Here is a 17,337-nt window from a genome sequence, read left to right as displayed (position 1 = left end):
GAGGGCCGCGGCGTTGGCGTCGACCGCGGCTGACGCCGCGGGGTCGCCGGCTTCGGCGCGGCGGAGGATCTCGCGGGCGAGGTCGCGGCCCTCGCCGTAGCCGGGGCGGGCGCCGAAGCGGCGCACGAGCGCGTTCGCGCCGACGTCGAGGCTCCAGCACCCGCGCACCCCGCACATGCACTCCAGTGTGGACCCGGTGAGCGGCATGTGCCCGAACTCGCCTGCGATGTTGTGCCCGCCGCGCTGGGCGTCGCCGCCGAGGAGGAGCGTGCCGCCGATGTCGAAGTCGATGTGGAAGTGCATCGCGGTCCCCTTGCCGCGCAACGCGCCCCGGCGGGCCTCTGCGAGGCCGGCGAGGCGCGCGTCGTTGTCGACGGCGGTCGGCGGCCAGTCGTCGCCGAGAGATGAGTCCAGGTCCACCTCGTCCCAGCCGAGGTGCGAGATGTGCAGGCGGCGGCCGTCGCGGATGGGCCCCGACGTCGCGAAGCCGACCATCGCGAGCCGGTCGGTCTCGTGCCGCCCGATCGCCGCGCGGATGTCGGCGAACGCCCGCGGGGTCCGGTCGTGTTCGCCGCCTTCGAGTTCGGTGACCGCGCCGCCGAGCTCGACCGACGCGAGCGTCCACGTGTCCTCGCGGAAGTCCACCGCGAACGCCAGGGGCCCTTGGGGATGGGGCACCAGCAGCGTCGTCGGCCGCCCGCGCCCGGCGCTCTCGGCCGGGACCTCGTGCAGCAGCCGCGCCTGCTCCAGCTCGCCGACGAGCGCGGCCGCGGTGTTGCGGCCGATGCCCAGCAGCCGGGCCGCCTCGGCCCTGGTGAACGGCGCCGCGGCGCCGTGGACGGCGCGCAGGAGGCGGACCTGGTTGAGGGTCCTCAGGTCGGCGCTCGTCATCGTCTGCGGCATGGGGGCATTATGCCAGCCCGCCGAAATTTGTGCCCGGCCCGAACATAACCATTGACGATCGCCCCGGAACCCTGTTATGTTCTCACCGAGAACATAAATTCGATCCGGAACCAGGACCCCCATGTCTGACCCGCTCGCGCTCCGCCGCGCCCGCCTCGGCCTCCACGGCGCCTTCGCCACCTCCGGCTTCGTCATGGGCGCCTGGGCCGCCGCCCTCCCCGGCATCGACGCCCGCCTCGGCCTCGGCGAAGCGCGGCTCGGCACTGCGCTCCTGCTCATCCAGCTCGTCGGCCTCGCCGCGATGGCCCTCGCCGGGCGCATCGCCGACCGGATCTCCTCGCGCCGCCTCCTGCTGTGGACCGCCCCCGCCACCCAGCTCGCCCTCATCGCCCCCGCCCTCGCCCCCAATTACGCGACGCTCCTCGCGGCCGCCGCCCTCTACGGTGTCGGCGTCGGCTTCATCGAGGTCGGCATCAACGCCCACTCCGTCGAACTCGAACAGCGCTACGGCCGCCCGATCATCTCCGCCTTCCACGGCCTGTGGAGCCTCGGCAGCGCCGCCGCCGGCGCCGTCACCTCCATCAGCCTCGTCCTCGGCTTCGGGAACCAGGCCATCCTCATCGCCGTCGCGGCCGTCAGCGCCGCGCTCATGGCGGCCTCCATCCGTCCGCTGCTGCCGCCCCCGGGTCAAGACGTGAGAGGTACCCAGGGCGGCGGCAGCGGATCCACCGCGGCTCCCGTCAAGATCGGCGCGGTCCTCCTCGGCGCGCTCTTCCTCCTCGGCCTCGGCAGCACCCTCGTCGAATCCGGCGCCATGGACTGGGCGAACCTCCACGCCGCCACCGTCGTCCACGCCGACGCCGCCCTCGCCCCGCTGTCCTTCACGGTCTTCGCCGTCGCCATGACCGTCTTCCGCCTCCTCGGCGACCCCATCCGCGCCCGCCTCGGCAACGGCCGCACCCTCCTGTGGGCCGGCGCCGTCGCCGTCGCCGGCTATGCGATGGTCCTCGCCTCCGGCACCACCGGCGGCCTCCCGCTCGCCTGGACCGGCTGGATCCTCGCCGGCACCGGCATCGCCGTCATGGTCCCCGTCTGCTTCAGCGCCGTCGGCGAAGCCGGCGGGACGCCCTCGAACGTCGCCCTCATGTCCATGTCCGGCTCCGCGGGCCTGCTCGCCGGCCCCGCCGCCATCGGCTACCTCGCCGAGGCCACGAGCCTGACGGCCGCGCTCCTCGTCCCCGCCGGGTTCGCCGTGTTCATGGCCGTCGGCGGGCCGCTCATCATGCGCCGCCTCCCGCGGCGAGCGCCACACCCCGCGCCCGTCGCGGAGGAGACCGCCGCTCACGTATAGTTGCCAGCGCAGAAGGGGAGTAGCTCCCAACGCTGCGGTCGACACACTGGCCTTTCGGGGCCCGGCCGCACGGCCTCGGTCCCCGGGGCGAGCGAGACCTTCGACCAAGGCCGTACGGCCGGGTCGAGGTCCTGTCCACCCCTCCTCCCGGCCTGAACACTGGGAGGATCACCCTCAATGGAAGCACTGCTCATCGCCGCCGCCGTCGCCTTCGGCGCCGTCTTCGTCGGTGAACTCGGCGACAAGAGCCAGCTCATGGCCCTCACCTTCGCCACCAAGTACCGGCTCCGCACCGTCGTCCTCGGACTCGTCATCGCCATCGGCGCGCTCATCGGCCTCTCCGTCGGCGTCGGCGCCGCCGTCGGCAACCTGCTCCCCACCGACTGGATCCGCCTCGCCGCCGCCGTCATGTTCATCGGCTTCGGCCTCTGGGGCCTGCGCCCCGCCGAGGACGAGGACGACGACGAGGGCCCCGTCAAGGAGCGCCGCACCGGCCTGCTCACCGTCGTCACCGCCATGTTCCTCGCCGAGTTCGGCGACAAGACCATGATCATCGCGATGGGCCTGGGCTCCAGCTCCGACCCGTGGGGCGTGTGGATCGGCGGCACCCTCGGCATGCTCGCCGCCGACCTCCTCGCCGTGTTCGCCGGCGCCTGGGTCGCCAAGCGCATCCCCGAGAAGGTCGTCCGCTACGTCTCCTCCGGCCTGTTCCTCGTGATCGGCGTCCTGCTGGGCGTCGAGGCCGCGACGGCGCTGGCGGGATAAGCTGGCGGTCATGCCGAAAACGGACGAGATCGTGGACACCGCCGTCATCTACACCGACGGGGCCTGCTCCGGCAACCCCGGCCCCGGCGGATGGGGCGTGTACTTCCAGTGGGGCGGCCACGAGAAGGAGCTGTACGGCTCCGACAAGGCCACCACCAACAACCGCATGGAGCTCATGGCCGCCATCCAGGCCCTGGAGACCCTCAAGCGGCCCATGAAGGTCACCCTGTACACCGACTCCTCGTACGTGCGCAACGGCATCATGACCTGGATGCACGGCTGGAAGCGCAACGGCTGGGTCAACTCCAAGAAGGAGCCGGTCAAGAACGCCGACCTGTGGCGGCGCCTCGACGAAGCCGCCGCCCGGCACGAGGTCGACTGGCGCTGGGTCAAGGGCCACGCCGGCGACCCCGGCAACGAGCGCGCCGACAAGCTCGCCGGCCAGGGCCGCGACGAGGCCGCCGGGCGCCGCTGACGCCGGGCCCGTCCGGTGCACCCGGGCCGTGACCGACGGCCCACAGCGGGCCCCGCCCGCGCCGCCGATCCCCGATGAGAATGGAACAATCACCACCATGAGCGACCAGGTACCGTCACGATTCTCCGGAGGCGTCGACCTCAGCACCCTCGCCGCCGCCGCGCAGGCGCAGCAGCAGGCCGCCTCCCAGGGCGCGCCGGGCGGCCCGGGCGTCCTCGCGATCGACGTCACCGACGCCACGGTGCAGACCGAGGTGCTGGAGCGCTCGCTCGACGCGCTCGTCGTCGTCGCCTTCTGGGCCGACCAGGTCCCCGAGTCCGTGCAGGTCCGCGACACCCTCCAGGTGCTCGCGAACGAGGCCGGCGGCGCGTGGGTGTACGCCCGCGCCGACGTCCTCCAGAACCAGCAGCTCGCCGCCGCGCTCCAGCTCCAGGCGCTCCCGGCCGTCGTCGCGCTCGCGCAGGGCCGCCCGCTCGACCTGCTCCAGGGCCCGCAGTCCGACCAGGCGCTGCGCCAGTGGATCGGCCGCGTCACGCAGGCCGCGGGCATCGACGTCCCGCAGCCGGTCGACCCCGAGCTCGCGAACGCCGAGAACCTGCTGGTCGAGGGGAACCTCGACGCCGCCGAGGCCGCGTACGACAAGTACCTGAAGAATCACCCGGCCTCCGGCGAGGCCGAGGCCGGGATCGCGCAGGTGCGGATGCTCCGCCGCGTCGGGGCGCTCCCCGACAACGCGGTCGAGCTCGCCGACGCCGACCCGGACAACATCGACACCGCGCTGGCCGCGGCCGACATCCAGCTCCTGTCGGGGCAGGCCGAGGCCGCGTACGCGCGGCTCATCGCGCTGGTGGCGAAGAACTTCGGCGAGGACCGCGAGCGGGTCCGCAAGCGCCTGGTCGAACTGTTCACCGTCGCGGGAGCCGACGACCCGGCCGTGGCCAAGGCCCGCCGCAAGCTCAGCTCCGTCCTCTTCTAGCAACCGATCTGCAAGGGCCCCAAGCGGCCTCGAACCTCCACGGCGACCCGTCGCCGTGGAGGTTCGGCCTTTCGGAGGAGGTAGATCACCTGGTGCCGCGGCGTTCGCTGTGCGAAGCTAGCGGGACAGGTAATGGTGGGAGGTGAACGGTGCCGGCGACTCGGACGAGACGCGTGGCAGTCCTCGACGCGCCCTCCAACCTCGGCCTCCGGCCGCCCACCCCGCACACCGTCCCCGGCTGCGCGAAAGCCCCTGGGGCCCTTCGCGACCACCGGCTCGTCGGCCGCCTGAACGCCCTCGACGCCGGGTGCCTGACCCCGCCGCGCTTCGACGCGTCCGCGTGGCGCCCCGGCGACGGCGTCGGCCAGGCCAAGGCCATCGCCGAGTACACGCGCCGCCTCGCCGACCGGGTCGAGCGCCTGTGGCAGGAGCGGCGGTTCCCCCTCGTCCTCGGCGGCGACTGCTCGATCCTCCTCGGCCCGGCCCTGGCGGCCCGCCGCCGCACCGAGCGCGACCGCAAGCCGCGCGGCCTGGTGTTCATCGACGCCCACTCCGACTTCCGCCACCCCGGCAACTCCCAGTACGTCGGCGCCGCCGCGGCCGAGGAGCTCGCTTTGGCGACCGGGCGCGGCCAGCCCGACCTCACCGACATCGGCGGCCTGCGGCCCTATGTGGACACCGACCACCTGGTGATGCTCGGCCTGCGCGCCGACGACCCGCACCGGGTCGAGCTGGAGGCCACGGGGATCTCGCTGCGGACCGTCCCGGCCCTGCGCGCCGGCGGCGTCGGCCGCAGCGCCGAATGGGCCCTCGACCGGCTCGGCGAGGTCGCCACGTTCTGGCTCCACGTCGACGCCGACGTCATCGACCCCTCCGTGATGCCCGCGGTCGACGGGCCCGCCCCCGGCGGGATCTCCCTCGGCGAGCTCAGCCAGATCATCGCCACGTGCGCCTCCGACGACCGCTGCGCCGGCATGGACCTGACGGTCTTCGACCCCGACTACGACCCGGACGGCGAGTACGCGAAAGCGCTCACCGACCTCCTCGTGGAGACCCTCCAATAGCGCGACGTCGTCGGCGTCTTGCTCGGCTCGAATTAATTGCGTTGATCTTTCATGCTCCGGCATAGGAACATTGACCCCGCAACTCGGCTCAGTTGTCCACAGTGTCCCCTCCGAGAGGAGCCTGCCATGTCCTTTACCGACCTCGAATCGAAAGCGGCTCCGATCCGCCTGTGGGGCGACGTCGACGCCGTCGAACCCCAGGCGAAGAGCCAGCTGTACAACATCGCCAAGCTGCCGTGGGTCCACGGCGTCGCGGTCATGCCCGACGTCCACTACGGCATCGGCGCCACGGTCGGCTCGGTCATCGCCATGCGCGGCGCGGTCTCCCCGGCCGCGGTCGGCGTCGACATCGGCTGCGGCATGACCGCCCAGCGGACGTCCCTGACCGCTGATGACCTGCCCGACGACCTGAGCCGCCTGCGCTCGGCGATCGAGGCCGCGATCCCGGTCGGACAGGCCATGCACAAGAGCTCGGTCGACACCGGCCACCTCAAGACCGGCCTGCACGGCTGGCACGAGTTCTGGTCCGGCTTCGACGACCTCGCACAGGCTCCGGCGCGCCGGGCCGAGGCGAAGGCGATGAAGCAGCTCGGCACGCTAGGCTCCGGAAATCATTTTATGGAAGTATGCCTATCTGATGACGGGCAGGTGTGGCTCATGCTCCACTCCGGCTCGCGATACATCGGCAACGCTCTGGCCCAGCACCACATCGAGAAGGCGCGGGGCCTGCCGCACAACGCGGATCTGCCGGACCCGGACCTCGCGGTGTTCATCGCCGACACGCCCCAGATGGAGGCGTACCGGCGCGACCTGTACTGGGCCCAGGAGTACGCCCGCCGCAACCGGGCGGTCATGATGGCGCTGCTGCGCCAGGTCGTGAAGAAGAAGTTCCAGAAGGCGCGCTTCGAGTCCGAGATCTCCGTGCACCACAACTACGTCGCGGAGGAGACTCACGACGGCCAGGAGCTCCTAGTGACCCGCAAGGGCGCCATTCGGGCCGGCCTGGGCGACATGGGGATCATCCCCGGTTCCATGGGCGCGTCGAGCTTCATCGTCCGCGGCCTCGGCAACGGCGCCGCCTACGAGTCGGCCTCCCACGGCGCGGGCCGCAAGATGAGCCGCAGCGCCGCCCGCAAGCGCTTCACCGCCGAGGACCTCATCGCCCAGACCAAGGGCGTCGAATGCCGCAAGGACCCCGGCGTCATCGACGAGATCCCCGGCGCCTACAAGAACATCGACGAAGTCATGGCCGCCCAGTCAGACCTTGTGGAGATCACCGCCCGCCTCCGCCAGGTCATCTGCGTCAAGGGCTAGGACCACCCGAAGGGCCGGAAGCTCAATGCGCTTCCGGCCCTTCGCGGTCGTCTGGTTGGTCGGACCTGGCGGCCGTTCGGCTGCCATTGGGGACAAGGACTTTCGAGCCCGCAACGGCGGGGCTACATTGAGTCACCTGCCCGTCAATCGATCTGAGAGTTGCCCCTCCATGAGCGATCCCACCTTCAGTGACCCCGAGATCAATCGGGCTCCGGCTGACGACACCGCCTCCCAGCCGCAGACGGCGGCCCTGTACCCGCCGCCCCCGACCTACTACCAGCCTCCGCCGCCGGTACCGGTCGGACCCGTCGGACCCTCGAACGGGATGGGCCTGACCGCGCTGATCCTGGGCATCTCCGGCCTCGCGGTCAGCTGGATCCCGGTGCTCGGATGCCTCGGGCTCATCGCGGGCATCATCGCGATCGTGTTCGGCGCCCTCGGCATCGGCAAGGCCAACCGCGGCGCGGCCACGAACCGCAGTTCGGCCGTCGCGGGTCTCGCCACCGGCATCGCCGCGGTCATCGTCGGTTTGGTGGCCGCTGTGGCGTTCGGGTCATTCGACGTGCCCGAGAGCTCCGACACCGAGGCGGGCCAAGACGAGCGCGCCGCCGCCGAGGACGAAGCCGAAGCAGGCGAGGGGGATGCGGCTCCCGCAGAGGAAGAAGAAGTCGAAGAGCCCGCCGGGATCGGCGACGGCCAGTGGGAGGTCGGTGCCGAAATCGAACCGGGCACGTACGTGACCTGGGCCGACAACAGCTTCGGATGCTACGTCGCCCGGCTCGCCGGGTTCAGCGGCGAGCTCGACGACATCATCTCCAACACGAACCTCGACTCGGATGCGCGAGGCCGGATTACCATCGCCGACGACGATGCCGGAGTGGAGTTCTCCGGCGGCTGCGAATGGGTGCCCGCGACCGAGGAGACGCTCGCCCCTCCGAGTGAGGAGATCGGCGCCGGTATCTGGGAGGTCGGCACGGAGATCCAGCCCGGCACGTACACGACGCAGGCGCCGGGCGACGGCATCCTCGACAGCTGTTATGTGGCCCGACTCGACGGGTTCAGCCTTGACCTCGATGACATCATCGCCAATGACAACATCGACGGCGGCGCTCAGGGCCGCATCGAGATCGCTGACTCGGATACCGGTGTCGAGTTCAGCGGCGACTGCGTTTGGACCCTCGAATAAACCGCTCAGGCCGCTTCGGAAGAGTCGGAGGCTTCGAGGGCTTCTTTGTAGGGGGTCATGAGGGCGAGGGCTTTTTCGAGGGCTCCTGATTCGAGCCAGAGGGCGTGCCATTCGTTGTCGCGGGGGTTTTCGGTGACGCGTTTGAGGGTGCGGCGGGCGGTGTCGCGGAGGTAGGCGGCGTCGAAGGGGTGGGCGTCGAGGAGTTCGGTGACGCGTTCGCTGGGGGAGGGGGCGCCGAGGTGGATGGCGACCAGGGTTGCGGCACCGACGGCGGCTTGGGCCTCGGGGTTCTCGATGTAGTCGAGGGTGACGAGGACTTCGAGCAGGGCGGCTTCGAGCCGCTCGGTGTTGGCGTCGGCGTCGTCGGTGAGGGCGGCGATGCAGTCCCATGAGCCGTCGTTGTCGAACGGTCCGTAATCCCAAGCGCCCATGCGCTGCTCCTTCGGGGGTCGATGGTGGGGCGAGTGTATTCGCCGGGTATGACAGCGACGCCGAAAACTGGTGTCCTCCGGGGGTGCCTGGTGTTTATGCTCCTCGGCGTGGAGTTCTCTCACGAGTTGGATCATCGGGCTGTTGCAGCACTACTGCTTGCCGACGGGTGGAGTGTTTGCGGCATAGGGGATTGGGCCCATGTTTGGCGATCTCCGGATGGGCTGTCCGTGGCGCGTGTCTGCGCTTTCGAGCCCGGCTATGGGGTTTTCGTTGAGCTGTGCCGGGCCCTGCCCTGGCATTCCATGCTGCCCCGGATCGAGTTCGACACCGAGCTTTCCGGGGGTGGGCGGGTCACCGTCATGGAGTCGCTGCTGCCTGCCTCCGATGAGAATCAGGCGGCGATCGTCGCCAGGTGGGACGCTGCCGAGGCCGGTGATCCGATCGCCTCCGTGAGGGCTGAAGCCGAGCGACTGGACGCTGAGGCTTCGCGTTCCATTCCGTTCTGGGGCGGGCTCGACCGGAATCCCGGCAATGTCATGCGGCGGGCCGACGGTCAGTTGGTGCTCGTGGACTTGTTCTACGCCAAGGGGATTGAGATCTACACGGCGCTGTTGGAGGAGCCCTCACGGGTTGCCGCCGCATTCCCCGCCTCCAAGCGGGTGTTCATCTGCGACATCGCCGTCATCGCCCGCGAGTCCTCCGCAGCGGAGATCGCGGCGCTTCGCGCCGCCGCCGCGTCGATCGCCTAAGCGCTGATCAGGGGCATCACGATCTGGTCCAGGAACTCCTCGATGACCTCGTCGGGCGGCGACTCGGCGCGCGTCAGGAAGTAGTGGGTGATCAAGGTGGGCGCCAGGTTCACCACGCGCGGGTTGAGCGCCTCGGGCTTGACGGTGCCGCGGGCGATGCCGTCCTCGTAGATCTTCGCGAAGATTCTTATGCGCGGCGTCTCGATCTTCGTGCGCAGCTCCTCGGTGAGCTCGGCGGGGGTGCTGCGCAGTTCGCCGATCCAGCCGCGGATCGCCTCGCCGAAGGGCGTGGACTGCTGGGCCGCGATGTGCTTCATGACCTTGAGGAGGTCGCCGCGGAGGTCGCCGCTGGGTTCGAAGGCGGGCTCGACCTCGGTGGCCTTGTAGCGGGCGGCGGCCTGGATGAGGCGGGCGCGGTCGGGCCAGCGCTTGTAGAGGGACGCCTTGCCCGCCTTGGCGCGGGCAGCGACGGCCTCCATGCGGACGTTGGCGTAGCCGACCTCGGCGAGCTCGGCGAGCGCGGCGTCGAAGATGGCGTGTTCCAGGTCGTCGCCGCGCCGGCGGCCCGGTGTGGACTCGGTCACCATGATCCTTTCGATAGTGAACGTTGCGTTCACTAAATGCTAGCTTGAAATAAGAGACGCGCCGTTCACTAACCTCGCGTCCCCCGGAAACCACCGCGAACCGGGCCGCCGGGCCGTCGAGCCCTGCGTCCCTTCCTCCCGAAACACCATAGGAGGCCGTCCTTTGACCGCCGTATCCGACGCCCCGGCGCAGGCGCCCATGACGCACCGGGAGGTCCTCCGGGCCCTCTCCGGCCTGCTGATGGTCCTGTTCGCCGCGATGGTCTCGTCGACCGTCGTCTCCGTCGCCCTCCCGCAGATCGTGGGCGACCTGGGAGGCAGCCAGTCCCAGTACACCTGGGTCGTCACCGCCACCCTCCTCGCGAGCACCGCCTCGACGCCCGTGTGGGGCAAGCTCGCCGACCTGTTCGACAAGAAGCGCCTGCTCCAGATCGCCATCGTGATCTTCGCCGCCGCGTCGCTCGCGTGCGGCCTCGTGCAGAACACCGAGCAGCTCATCGCCCTCCGCGCCGTCCAGGGCCTCGGCATGGGCGCCCTCCAGGTCCTCGTGCAGGTCATCATCGGCGCGATGGTCAGCCCGAAGGAGCGCGGCCGGTACAACGGCTACCTCGGCGGCGTCATGGCCGTCTCCACCGTCGGCGGCCCGCTCCTGGGCGGCGCGATCACCGACGCGGACTGGCTCGGCTGGCAGTGGTGCTTCTTCCTCGCCGTCCCGATCACGGTGATCGCCTTCGCGATGCTCACGCGCACGCTGCACCTGGACGAGACGAAGAAGACCGACACGAAGGTCGACTACCTCGGCGCGGTCCTCATCGCAGCCGGCGTCAGCCTGCTGCTGCTGTGGGTCACGTTCGTCGGCGACGATTTCGACTGGATCTCCTGGCAGACCCTCGCCATGGCCGGCGGCGCGGTGGTCATCCTCGCCGCGGCGGCGCTCGTGGAGACCCGCGTCAGCCAGCCGGTGGTCCCGCTGCACGTCCTCAAGCGCCGCGACCCGGCCCTCGCCACCGTGGCGAGCCTCGCGGTCGGCATGGCCATGTTCGGCGGGTCGGTGTTCCTCGGCCAGTACTTCCAGATCTCGCGCGGCTTCTCGCCGACCGAGGCGGGCCTGCTGACGATCCCGATGATGTTCGGCGTGCTCGTGGCCTCGGCGGTCGCGGGGCGCATGGTCTCGAAGTCGGGGAGCGTCAAGCCGTACATCATCACAGGGACGCTGGTCCTGACGGCCGGATTCGCGATGCTCGCGACCATCGACCACGAGACGTCCCTGGTGTTCATGGGCTTCGGGATGTTCGCGGTCGGCGTCGGTGTGGGCATGTCGATGCAGAACCTGGTCCTGGTCGTCCAGAACTCGGTGCCGCTGCGCGAACTCGGCGCGGCCTCGGGCGCGATCACGTTCTTCCGCTCCCTGGGCGGCACGATCGGCGTCTCGGTCCTGGGCGCGGTCCTCGCGAACCAGGTCGCCGACAAGATCCGCGAAGGCCTGGCGGCCATCGGGATCGACGCGGGCGCGGCGGGCGCTTCGAGCTCCAGCCTCGACTTGGACGCGATGCCCGAGCCGATCGCCGAGATCGTGCGCGCCTCCTACGGCGACGCGACCGGCCACCTGTTCCTGATCTCCGCGTGCATCGCGGCCGCGGGCTTCATCGCCGCGCTGTTCCTGACGCCGGTGCGCCTGCGCGAGACCGTCGACCTCATCGAGGAGATCGCCGTCGGCGAGGAGACCGTCCTCGGCGCCAAGTAGATCCGCGCAAAGACCCCGGGCCCGAGCCGCACCCGCTCGGGCCCGGTCCTTTTTCAACTGCGGCGCAGGGCCGGGCGGCGGGCCCAGGTCGCCCAGCGCCAGAGCCATTCGACGGGGCCGAAGCGGAAGCGGCGCAGCCAGAGCGTCGACCACAGCCACTGGACGATGAGGACGGCGGCGGCGATCAGCAGCACTTGCGCTGCGGGCCAGTCGTGCGGCGAGCCGCCGATCGCGAGGCCGATCGCGCCGACGAGCAGGGTCGCCGTGAGATAGTTCGTGAGCGCCATCCGGCCCAGCGGGGCGAAGGCGGTGTGGAGGACGGTCCGCAGCGGCGTGCGCAGCAGGACCAGCACCGCGCAGATGTAGACGCCGGCGAGCAGCAGCCCGGCCGCGTTCACGACGCGGCCGAACAGCACGTCGCCCAGGTCGGCGTCGACCTGCGCCCAGACCAGCGGCGCCGCGACGGCCGTGAGGACCAGTCCCAGCACCAGCGGCACCCGTGTCGACCGCTCGATCCGGTCGACGACCCCGTACCGCACCAGGGCGGCACCCAGCAGGAACAACCCCGCAACGAGCACGAGCCGGTCGCCGCCGAGGACCAGAGAGGTCGCGATCAGCGCCGCCGCGAGCCCGGCCCCGGCCCAGCGCGGCAGCCACGTCGCCGGCAGCAGGACCGCCAGGCCGACCACGGCGTACGTGGTCAGGATGTCGCCGGGCCACACCAGGAAGTGCAGCACGCCGATGCCGAGCAGCACGAGCAGTCGCCGCGCCAGCACCAGCCGCGGACGCGGGACCCGGCCTGCGGCAGAACGCATCTGGAGCGCGAAGCCGATCCCGAACAGCAGCGAGAAGATCGGGAAGAACCGGTGGACTGTCAACAGCCCCAGCCAGTCCTCGGACGACCCCGACAGGCCGGTCGTCACGGGCCCGCCGATGCTCGCGATCGGCGGAATGTTCACCACGAGGATTCCGCAGAGCGCGAATCCGCGCACCACGTCGAGGGCATCGATGCGGGCCCTGGCGGTCGGAGTCGTTGGGGGCGAGGCGATTTGAGAGGTGTTCGCAGGCATGGCCTCATCCTGCGCGACCGCCCCGGCCTCCACATCGGTCGAAAGACGGGTCCGGCCCGCCCGCGGTGGGCCTTTCGGCTAGCCCGCCCGGTACTGGGGGAGCGCGGCGATGACGTGCGCCAGGTCGGCGCGGTTGCCAGGCCAGGTCTTGACCGGGACCTGCGCGCCATTCGGGAGGGCTCGGATGATGTTGCGGCCGTTGAAGTAGAGGCGTTCACCGACCGGGGCGCCGTGGACGCGGTCCTTGAAGCCGAAGACGTCGATCAGGCGCAGCTCGCCGGTCGCGGGGTCGTAGACGCAGTACGGCTTCGCGAGCTGGAGCCCGCCGAGGGTCACCAGGATCGCGCCACTGACCAGGAACCCGATCGAAGCCGGGTTCGACAGGCCGAACACCAGGACCGTTCCGCCGACGATGACCAGCAGCCCGCAGGCGACGACCACCGAGGGCAGGAACGGCTTGTGCCGCACCTTGATCCGGTGGTCCTGCGTGCCGGGCTGCATTCGGGCTCCAGTCGGTGTCAGCGGTCGGTGATCGCCGGGCCCTGCTCGGGCGGGAGTGCCTGGACGAGGCGGGCGATGTCGCGGCGGTCGGTGCCGACCATGCTAACGCGGTGGCGTTCGCCGTCCGGCGATTCGCGGTAGATCCGCCGCCCGTCGTAGTACACGCGCTCGCCCTTCGGGCCGGGCGTGCCCTTGCTGCTCGGGCCGAATGCCATGAAGACCGTCAGCCCGCCCGTCTCGGGGCTGTAGAGGTAGCGCGGCCGGAAGAACGACCGCAGGCCGCCGCCCAGGAGCGCCAGACCGGTCAGGCCGATCGGCACCAGGACCGGGATGAACGGCGTGAACAGGGAGATCGCCGCGCAGACCATGAGGACGAACCCCATCACTATCATGAGCGCAGACGCCTTGCGGGAGTAACCGACACGGATGTTGCGAGGACCTTCGACGGACGGCATCGCGTCTCCAGGGGGAGCGAGGGGCGGGGGCGCCTCCAGGATAGCGAGGCCGGGCCGTCTGTGCTGGGTGGGAACTCCGTTCCCACGAAAAGCCTTCTCTGGAAGGCCTGCTTAAAGCGGTTTAGCGTTGCGGGCATGAGCATTTCCACCAATCTCGGGCACGCCACCGTCAACCGGATCGGGTACGGGGCGATGCAGCTCGCCGGGCCCAACGTGTTCGGGCCGCCCGCCGATCCCGAGAACGCCAAAGCCGTGCTGCGCCATGCGGTCGCGGCCGGGGTCGACCACATCGACACCGCGCAGATCTACGGCCCCGACGTCGTCAACGACCTCATCCGCGAGGCCCTCCACCCCTATCCCGAGGGCCTGGTCCTGGCCACCAAGGTCGGCGGGGCCCGCGACGAGCACGGCGGCTGGGTGCCCAGCGGGGAGCCCGACTCGCTCAAGCGGCAGGTGGAGGAGAACCTCCGCTCCCTGCGGGTCGAGCGCCTCGACTTGGTCAACCTGCGCCGCTTCGAACGCGACCACCCCGAGGCCGCCCATCCCGCGCTCGAAGACCAGCTCGGCGCGCTCACCGAACTCCGCGACGAAGGCAAGATCGACATGATCGGCATCTCCAGCGTCACCCTGGAGACCGTGAAGTCGGCCATCGACCTCGTGGACGTCGCATGCGTGCAGAACGCCTACAGCGTCATCGACCGCACCGATGAGGCCATTGTGGACTTGTGTCGGGAGCGCGGGATCGCGTTCGTGCCGTTCTTCCCGCTCGGCTCGGCCTTCATGGGCGGCCCGAAACGCCTTGCGGCCGACGAGCACGTGAACTTCGTGGCCCGCAAGCACGGGGTCACCGCGTCTCAGGTCGCGCTGGCGTGGCTGCTCGCGCGATACGAGCGGATGCTGCTGATCCCGGGGACCGGTTCGATTGCGCACCTTGACGAGAACCTCGCGGTCGCCTCGATCGCGCTCGACGCGGAGGACCTGGCGCGCCTCGACAAGGTCGCGCCGATTCCTTAGGGATCTCTGCCCCTCTCCACGTGATGATCCACAGATGACCGAAGAATGACGACCGCGGCGACAGTGCTCCCATTGCCCCCTTGCAGTGGAAGGATTCACGATGGTCTACCGCCCCCAGGGCCCCTACCAATGGCCCCATCCGATCCCCGCGCCGCGGCCACGTCAGCCGGTTCCCTGGGGCTGGGTCGTGGCTCTCGCCGTCACGGTCGCCTCGGTGCTCGCCGCGGTCACGATCGTCTACATCGATGCGTCGAAGCCCTCGAAGGGGCTGATCCTGGCCGACCCGGGCGCGGCGATCGCCGAAGCGCCCGCAGTGGACTTCGTGTACAGCTACACCCTCGCCGACGGCTCGACCGCGAACGGCGCGATGACCGTCACCGAGGACGGCTACGCCTCCGGGACCATCACTGACGCGCTCGGCGGCGCGGCCGAATACCGGGCGACCCCCGAGGGTGAGACCGTCCTCGGCGACCAGAGCTGGTGGGGGAGAAGAGCGCCGGAGCAGGCGGGCGCGCTGGCGGGGAAGTGGGTGGCGACCGATCCGGGGATCGCGTTCCCGCTCGACGTGGCGGGGTCGCTCACCCCCGACGCCCTCGCGGACCGCATCCGCACGGTCAACACCGAGGGCCGAGTCCTCGACACCGACCTGGGCGCGGGCCTGGTGGCGATCGAATGGGAGGAGTGGACGCTGGTGCGCACGACCGACCTCCCGTCGGAGACGGTCTCGCTCACAGGTCCGATCGGCGACGACCTGACCGGGGGCGCGAGCCTCGGCCACGCGTCGGCCCCCTCGACCCGCCACTCCACCGTCTCCACCGAACCCGTGTTCGTGCAAGGAGGCTCGGGCACGGGAACCCTGGGCGGCCCGGCGCCCGCCCCCGCGGAGGCGGCCGAGACGGTGGCCGAGGAGGCGACCGACCCCGCGGCCACCGCCGACGGCGAGGCGGCCGAGCCCCCGATCCAGCAGAGCGAGGTCGTGCCGCTCTGGCCGAGTTTCCAGGCGACGATCAACGCCGGCACCTGCTCGACACCGACCTGCTCGTGGTCGGGCACGGTGTCCAACAACGGGACCGGGCCGGGCAGCGCGACCGTCACGGCCAGCGTGTCCCCCGGGATGCCCCCGGTGACCACGTCGCTCGGCACGATCGCGCCCGGCGGCTCGGCGTCGACGGGCACGATGAGCTTCGGCAACCCCGCGCCGACACCCGCACCTGGGCAGACGTCGAGCATCATGGTCCTGTACTCGCTGATCGTGTACTCACCGGAGCTGCACGGCTCGAACCCCGAGCGGTACCGGAGCCTCGTCGAGAAACTGGGCGGCCAGGAGAAGCAGCCGCGACTCGACCAGGCACTGAGCAAAGTGGACCCGAACTTGGCGACCGGGCTGGTGGACGCGTTGTCCCGCATGGCCGACTCGGGCACGGAAGGGGAGACGGTCCTCGACGCGGCGGACACGGCCACCGAGGCGGATCCGCAGGCCGGCGAGTACTCGGACGTGCCGCTCCTGGAGAGCCTCGCCTCGGCGGGTGACCGCTTCAACGGCTGGGACGCGGTGGCGCAGGGCCTGACCAGCACCGATCCCGACACTGTGCTGGACTTCCAGGCGGGAGTCCAGGCCGCGATCGACGCGCTGACGCTGCCCTCGCAGCCGACGGTCACGCTCATTCCGTCCCCGCGCCCCGACGGCGGCACCGATTCGCTCGTGATCACCCAGAGCCCCGACTCGCTGGAGTGCACGCAGGTGACGCGGGCGCTCGACGGCGACGTCCCGAGCGCGGCCGTGGCCGCCGCCGAGTCGCTGAACGACCCGAGCGGCCCCGCCGCCGACTACCGGGCCGAGTGCACCGCGCGAATCCGGGTCAACCCGAGCCCGACGACGATCCCGAGCCCGTCGGGCCTGAGCACGGCGCGGCAGCTCCAGGAGATCCTGCCGGGGAGCACGATGTGCGCCGGGGGGCCGTCGTTCGACCAGGTGGCCGTCGGCAGCGGGACCGAGGTGATGGAATGGCCGGCGGCGACGCTGTGCGCGGCGACTCCGACCGAGATGGAGCAGGCGCAACTGGAGCTGCTCAACGGACTCGACGTCGACGAGTCGATCCTCCAGGGCCTGGCAGGCGCGGGGGCGATCACCTTGGAGGGCGGCGAGGTCACGGGGATCACCCCGATCCGCGAGGAGAACAACAAGTGCAAGCCCCCGGCGCCGACGTACGGCCCGGAGCACTACGAGCAGTACGGGAGCCACTCGCTGAACCTGGGCGGCAACGTGGCGTCGGGCGCGGCGAGGTACCTCTGCGGCAAGCTGACGAACGGCCAGTATCCGGGCAGCGAGAAGCCCTGGGACTGGCCCAACCTCCAGCTCAGGGTCGGGAAGCAGTTCCTCTTCGCCGCCTGCCACCTGCTCGCGCGACAGCTCGGCGGCAACGGGAACACCGAGAACCTCGTGACCTGCTACCACCCGTCGACGAACAACGCGTACATGAACCCGTTCGAACAGGAGGTCAGGGACTCGATCAACGACGAGCACCACGCGATCTACATCGCGACCCCGTACTTCCTGGGCGACTCGAACGAGGAGCCCGACGACGAGGGCATCGTCAGACCGCCTTACCTGACTGGCATCCGGGTCACGGTCATCCCGATCATGTCCGGAATGCCGTTGCCCCCGATCGACGTCTGCTTCCCGAACACCCTGACTGGAGGCACGGCCCCTGGTGCGAGCTGCACTGTCCCCTAAGGAGTCATTGATCGAGGTGG

Annotated in this window: 17 protein-coding genes; 11 read left to right on the top strand and 6 right to left on the bottom strand. The window is 70.5% G+C overall.

The genetic code is table 11. The annotated features are described in order from the left end of the window. Positions 1-903, bottom strand: a 903-nt coding sequence (locus tag DI269_RS07265) for an ROK family transcriptional regulator (protein ID WP_112134434.1), incomplete at its 3' end; no start/stop codon positions are given. Positions 904-1,024: 121 nt separating this feature from the next. Here DI269_RS07265 and DI269_RS07260 point away from each other — a divergent pair. From DI269_RS07260 to DI269_RS07230, 7 genes are all read left to right on the top strand, one after another. Beyond that, positions 1,025-2,254 carry an MFS transporter gene (locus DI269_RS07260; protein WP_112134433.1) on the top strand — a complete coding sequence of 410 codons (1,230 nt, stop codon included), beginning with the start codon at positions 1,025-1,027 and terminating at the stop codon, positions 2,252-2,254. Positions 2,255-2,431: 177 nt separating this feature from the next. Continuing rightward, positions 2,432-3,019: a TMEM165/GDT1 family protein gene (locus tag DI269_RS07255; RefSeq protein WP_112134432.1), complete on the top strand. Its 588-nt coding sequence runs from the start codon at positions 2,432-2,434 to the stop codon at positions 3,017-3,019. Positions 3,020-3,029: 10 nt separating this feature from the next. After that, the gene (gene rnhA / locus DI269_RS07250; RefSeq protein ID WP_112134431.1) at positions 3,030-3,494 is read left to right on the top strand and encodes a ribonuclease HI; all 465 of its coding nucleotides are present in this window, start codon (positions 3,030-3,032) and stop codon (positions 3,492-3,494) included. A 97-nt stretch (positions 3,495-3,591) separates the two neighbouring features. After that, the gene (locus DI269_RS07245) at positions 3,592-4,470 is read left to right on the top strand and encodes a co-chaperone YbbN (protein WP_112134430.1); all 879 of its coding nucleotides are present in this window, start codon (positions 3,592-3,594) and stop codon (positions 4,468-4,470) included. 173 nt (positions 4,471-4,643) lie between these two features. Beyond that, the gene (locus DI269_RS07240) at positions 4,644-5,534 is read left to right on the top strand and encodes an arginase family protein (protein WP_198667231.1); all 891 of its coding nucleotides are present in this window, start codon (positions 4,644-4,646) and stop codon (positions 5,532-5,534) included. Positions 5,535-5,660: 126 nt separating this feature from the next. Further along, complete coding sequence (locus DI269_RS07235) at positions 5,661-6,848, top strand: RtcB family protein (RefSeq protein WP_112134428.1); 1,188 nt, start codon at positions 5,661-5,663, stop codon at positions 6,846-6,848. A 169-nt stretch (positions 6,849-7,017) separates the two neighbouring features. After that, a complete protein-coding gene (locus tag DI269_RS07230; protein ID WP_112134427.1) occupies positions 7,018-8,034 on the top strand; it encodes a DUF4190 domain-containing protein in 1,017 nt (338 codons plus the stop codon). A gap of 5 nt (positions 8,035-8,039) precedes the next feature. On the opposite strand, the gene DI269_RS07225 is transcribed toward DI269_RS07230, so the two are convergent. Beyond that, a complete protein-coding gene (locus DI269_RS07225) occupies positions 8,040-8,465 on the bottom strand; it encodes a DUF4259 domain-containing protein (RefSeq protein WP_157974814.1) in 426 nt (141 codons plus the stop codon). Between the two features lie 303 nt (positions 8,466-8,768). On the opposite strand from DI269_RS07225, the gene DI269_RS07220 reads away from it, so the two are divergent. After that, positions 8,769-9,215 (top strand): hypothetical protein, encoded by a 447-nt coding sequence (locus tag DI269_RS07220; RefSeq protein WP_198667230.1) that lies wholly within the window; start codon positions 8,769-8,771, stop codon positions 9,213-9,215. Here DI269_RS07220 and DI269_RS07215 read toward each other — a convergent pair. Beyond that, entirely contained in the window at positions 9,212-9,799 is a 588-nt protein-coding gene (locus tag DI269_RS07215; RefSeq protein WP_232822660.1) for a TetR/AcrR family transcriptional regulator, read from the bottom strand. The genes DI269_RS07220 and DI269_RS07215 overlap by 4 nt on opposite strands. Positions 9,800-9,998: 199 nt before the next feature. Here DI269_RS07215 and DI269_RS07210 point away from each other — a divergent pair, with 199 nt between their 5' ends. After that, the gene (locus DI269_RS07210; protein WP_112134435.1) at positions 9,999-11,543 is read left to right on the top strand and encodes an MDR family MFS transporter; all 1,545 of its coding nucleotides are present in this window, start codon (positions 9,999-10,001) and stop codon (positions 11,541-11,543) included. A gap of 53 nt (positions 11,544-11,596) precedes the next feature. Here the strand turns inward: DI269_RS07210 and DI269_RS07205 are convergent, their stop codons facing one another. The 3 genes from DI269_RS07205 to DI269_RS07195 form a co-directional block, all read right to left on the bottom strand. Continuing rightward, the gene (locus DI269_RS07205; protein ID WP_112134423.1) at positions 11,597-12,613 is read right to left on the bottom strand and encodes a DUF418 domain-containing protein; all 1,017 of its coding nucleotides are present in this window, start codon (positions 12,611-12,613) and stop codon (positions 11,597-11,599) included. 78 nt (positions 12,614-12,691) lie between these two features. Further along, positions 12,692-13,114 (bottom strand): hypothetical protein, encoded by a 423-nt coding sequence (locus tag DI269_RS07200; RefSeq protein WP_112134422.1) that lies wholly within the window; start codon positions 13,112-13,114, stop codon positions 12,692-12,694. Between the two features lie 17 nt (positions 13,115-13,131). Further along, on the bottom strand, positions 13,132-13,506 hold the full coding sequence (locus DI269_RS07195; protein WP_157974812.1) for a hypothetical protein: 375 nt from the start codon (positions 13,504-13,506) through the stop codon (positions 13,132-13,134). 198 nt (positions 13,507-13,704) lie between these two features. On the opposite strand from DI269_RS07195, the gene DI269_RS07190 reads away from it, so the two are divergent. Beyond that, on the top strand, positions 13,705-14,583 hold the full coding sequence (locus DI269_RS07190; RefSeq protein WP_112134420.1) for an aldo/keto reductase: 879 nt from the start codon (positions 13,705-13,707) through the stop codon (positions 14,581-14,583). Positions 14,584-14,683: 100 nt separating this feature from the next. Next, positions 14,684-17,317 (top strand): DNA/RNA non-specific endonuclease, encoded by a 2,634-nt coding sequence (locus tag DI269_RS07185; protein WP_112134419.1) that lies wholly within the window; start codon positions 14,684-14,686, stop codon positions 17,315-17,317. The last annotated feature ends 20 nt before the right edge of the window (positions 17,318-17,337 follow it).

This window comes from Glycomyces dulcitolivorans (genome assembly GCF_003265355.1).
In the GTDB taxonomy this organism is placed as follows: Bacteria; Actinomycetota; Actinomycetes; order Mycobacteriales; family Micromonosporaceae; genus Glycomyces; species Glycomyces dulcitolivorans.
Note: the sequence above shows the minus strand (reverse complement) of the source record. Positions and strands in the feature narration are given on the sequence as shown.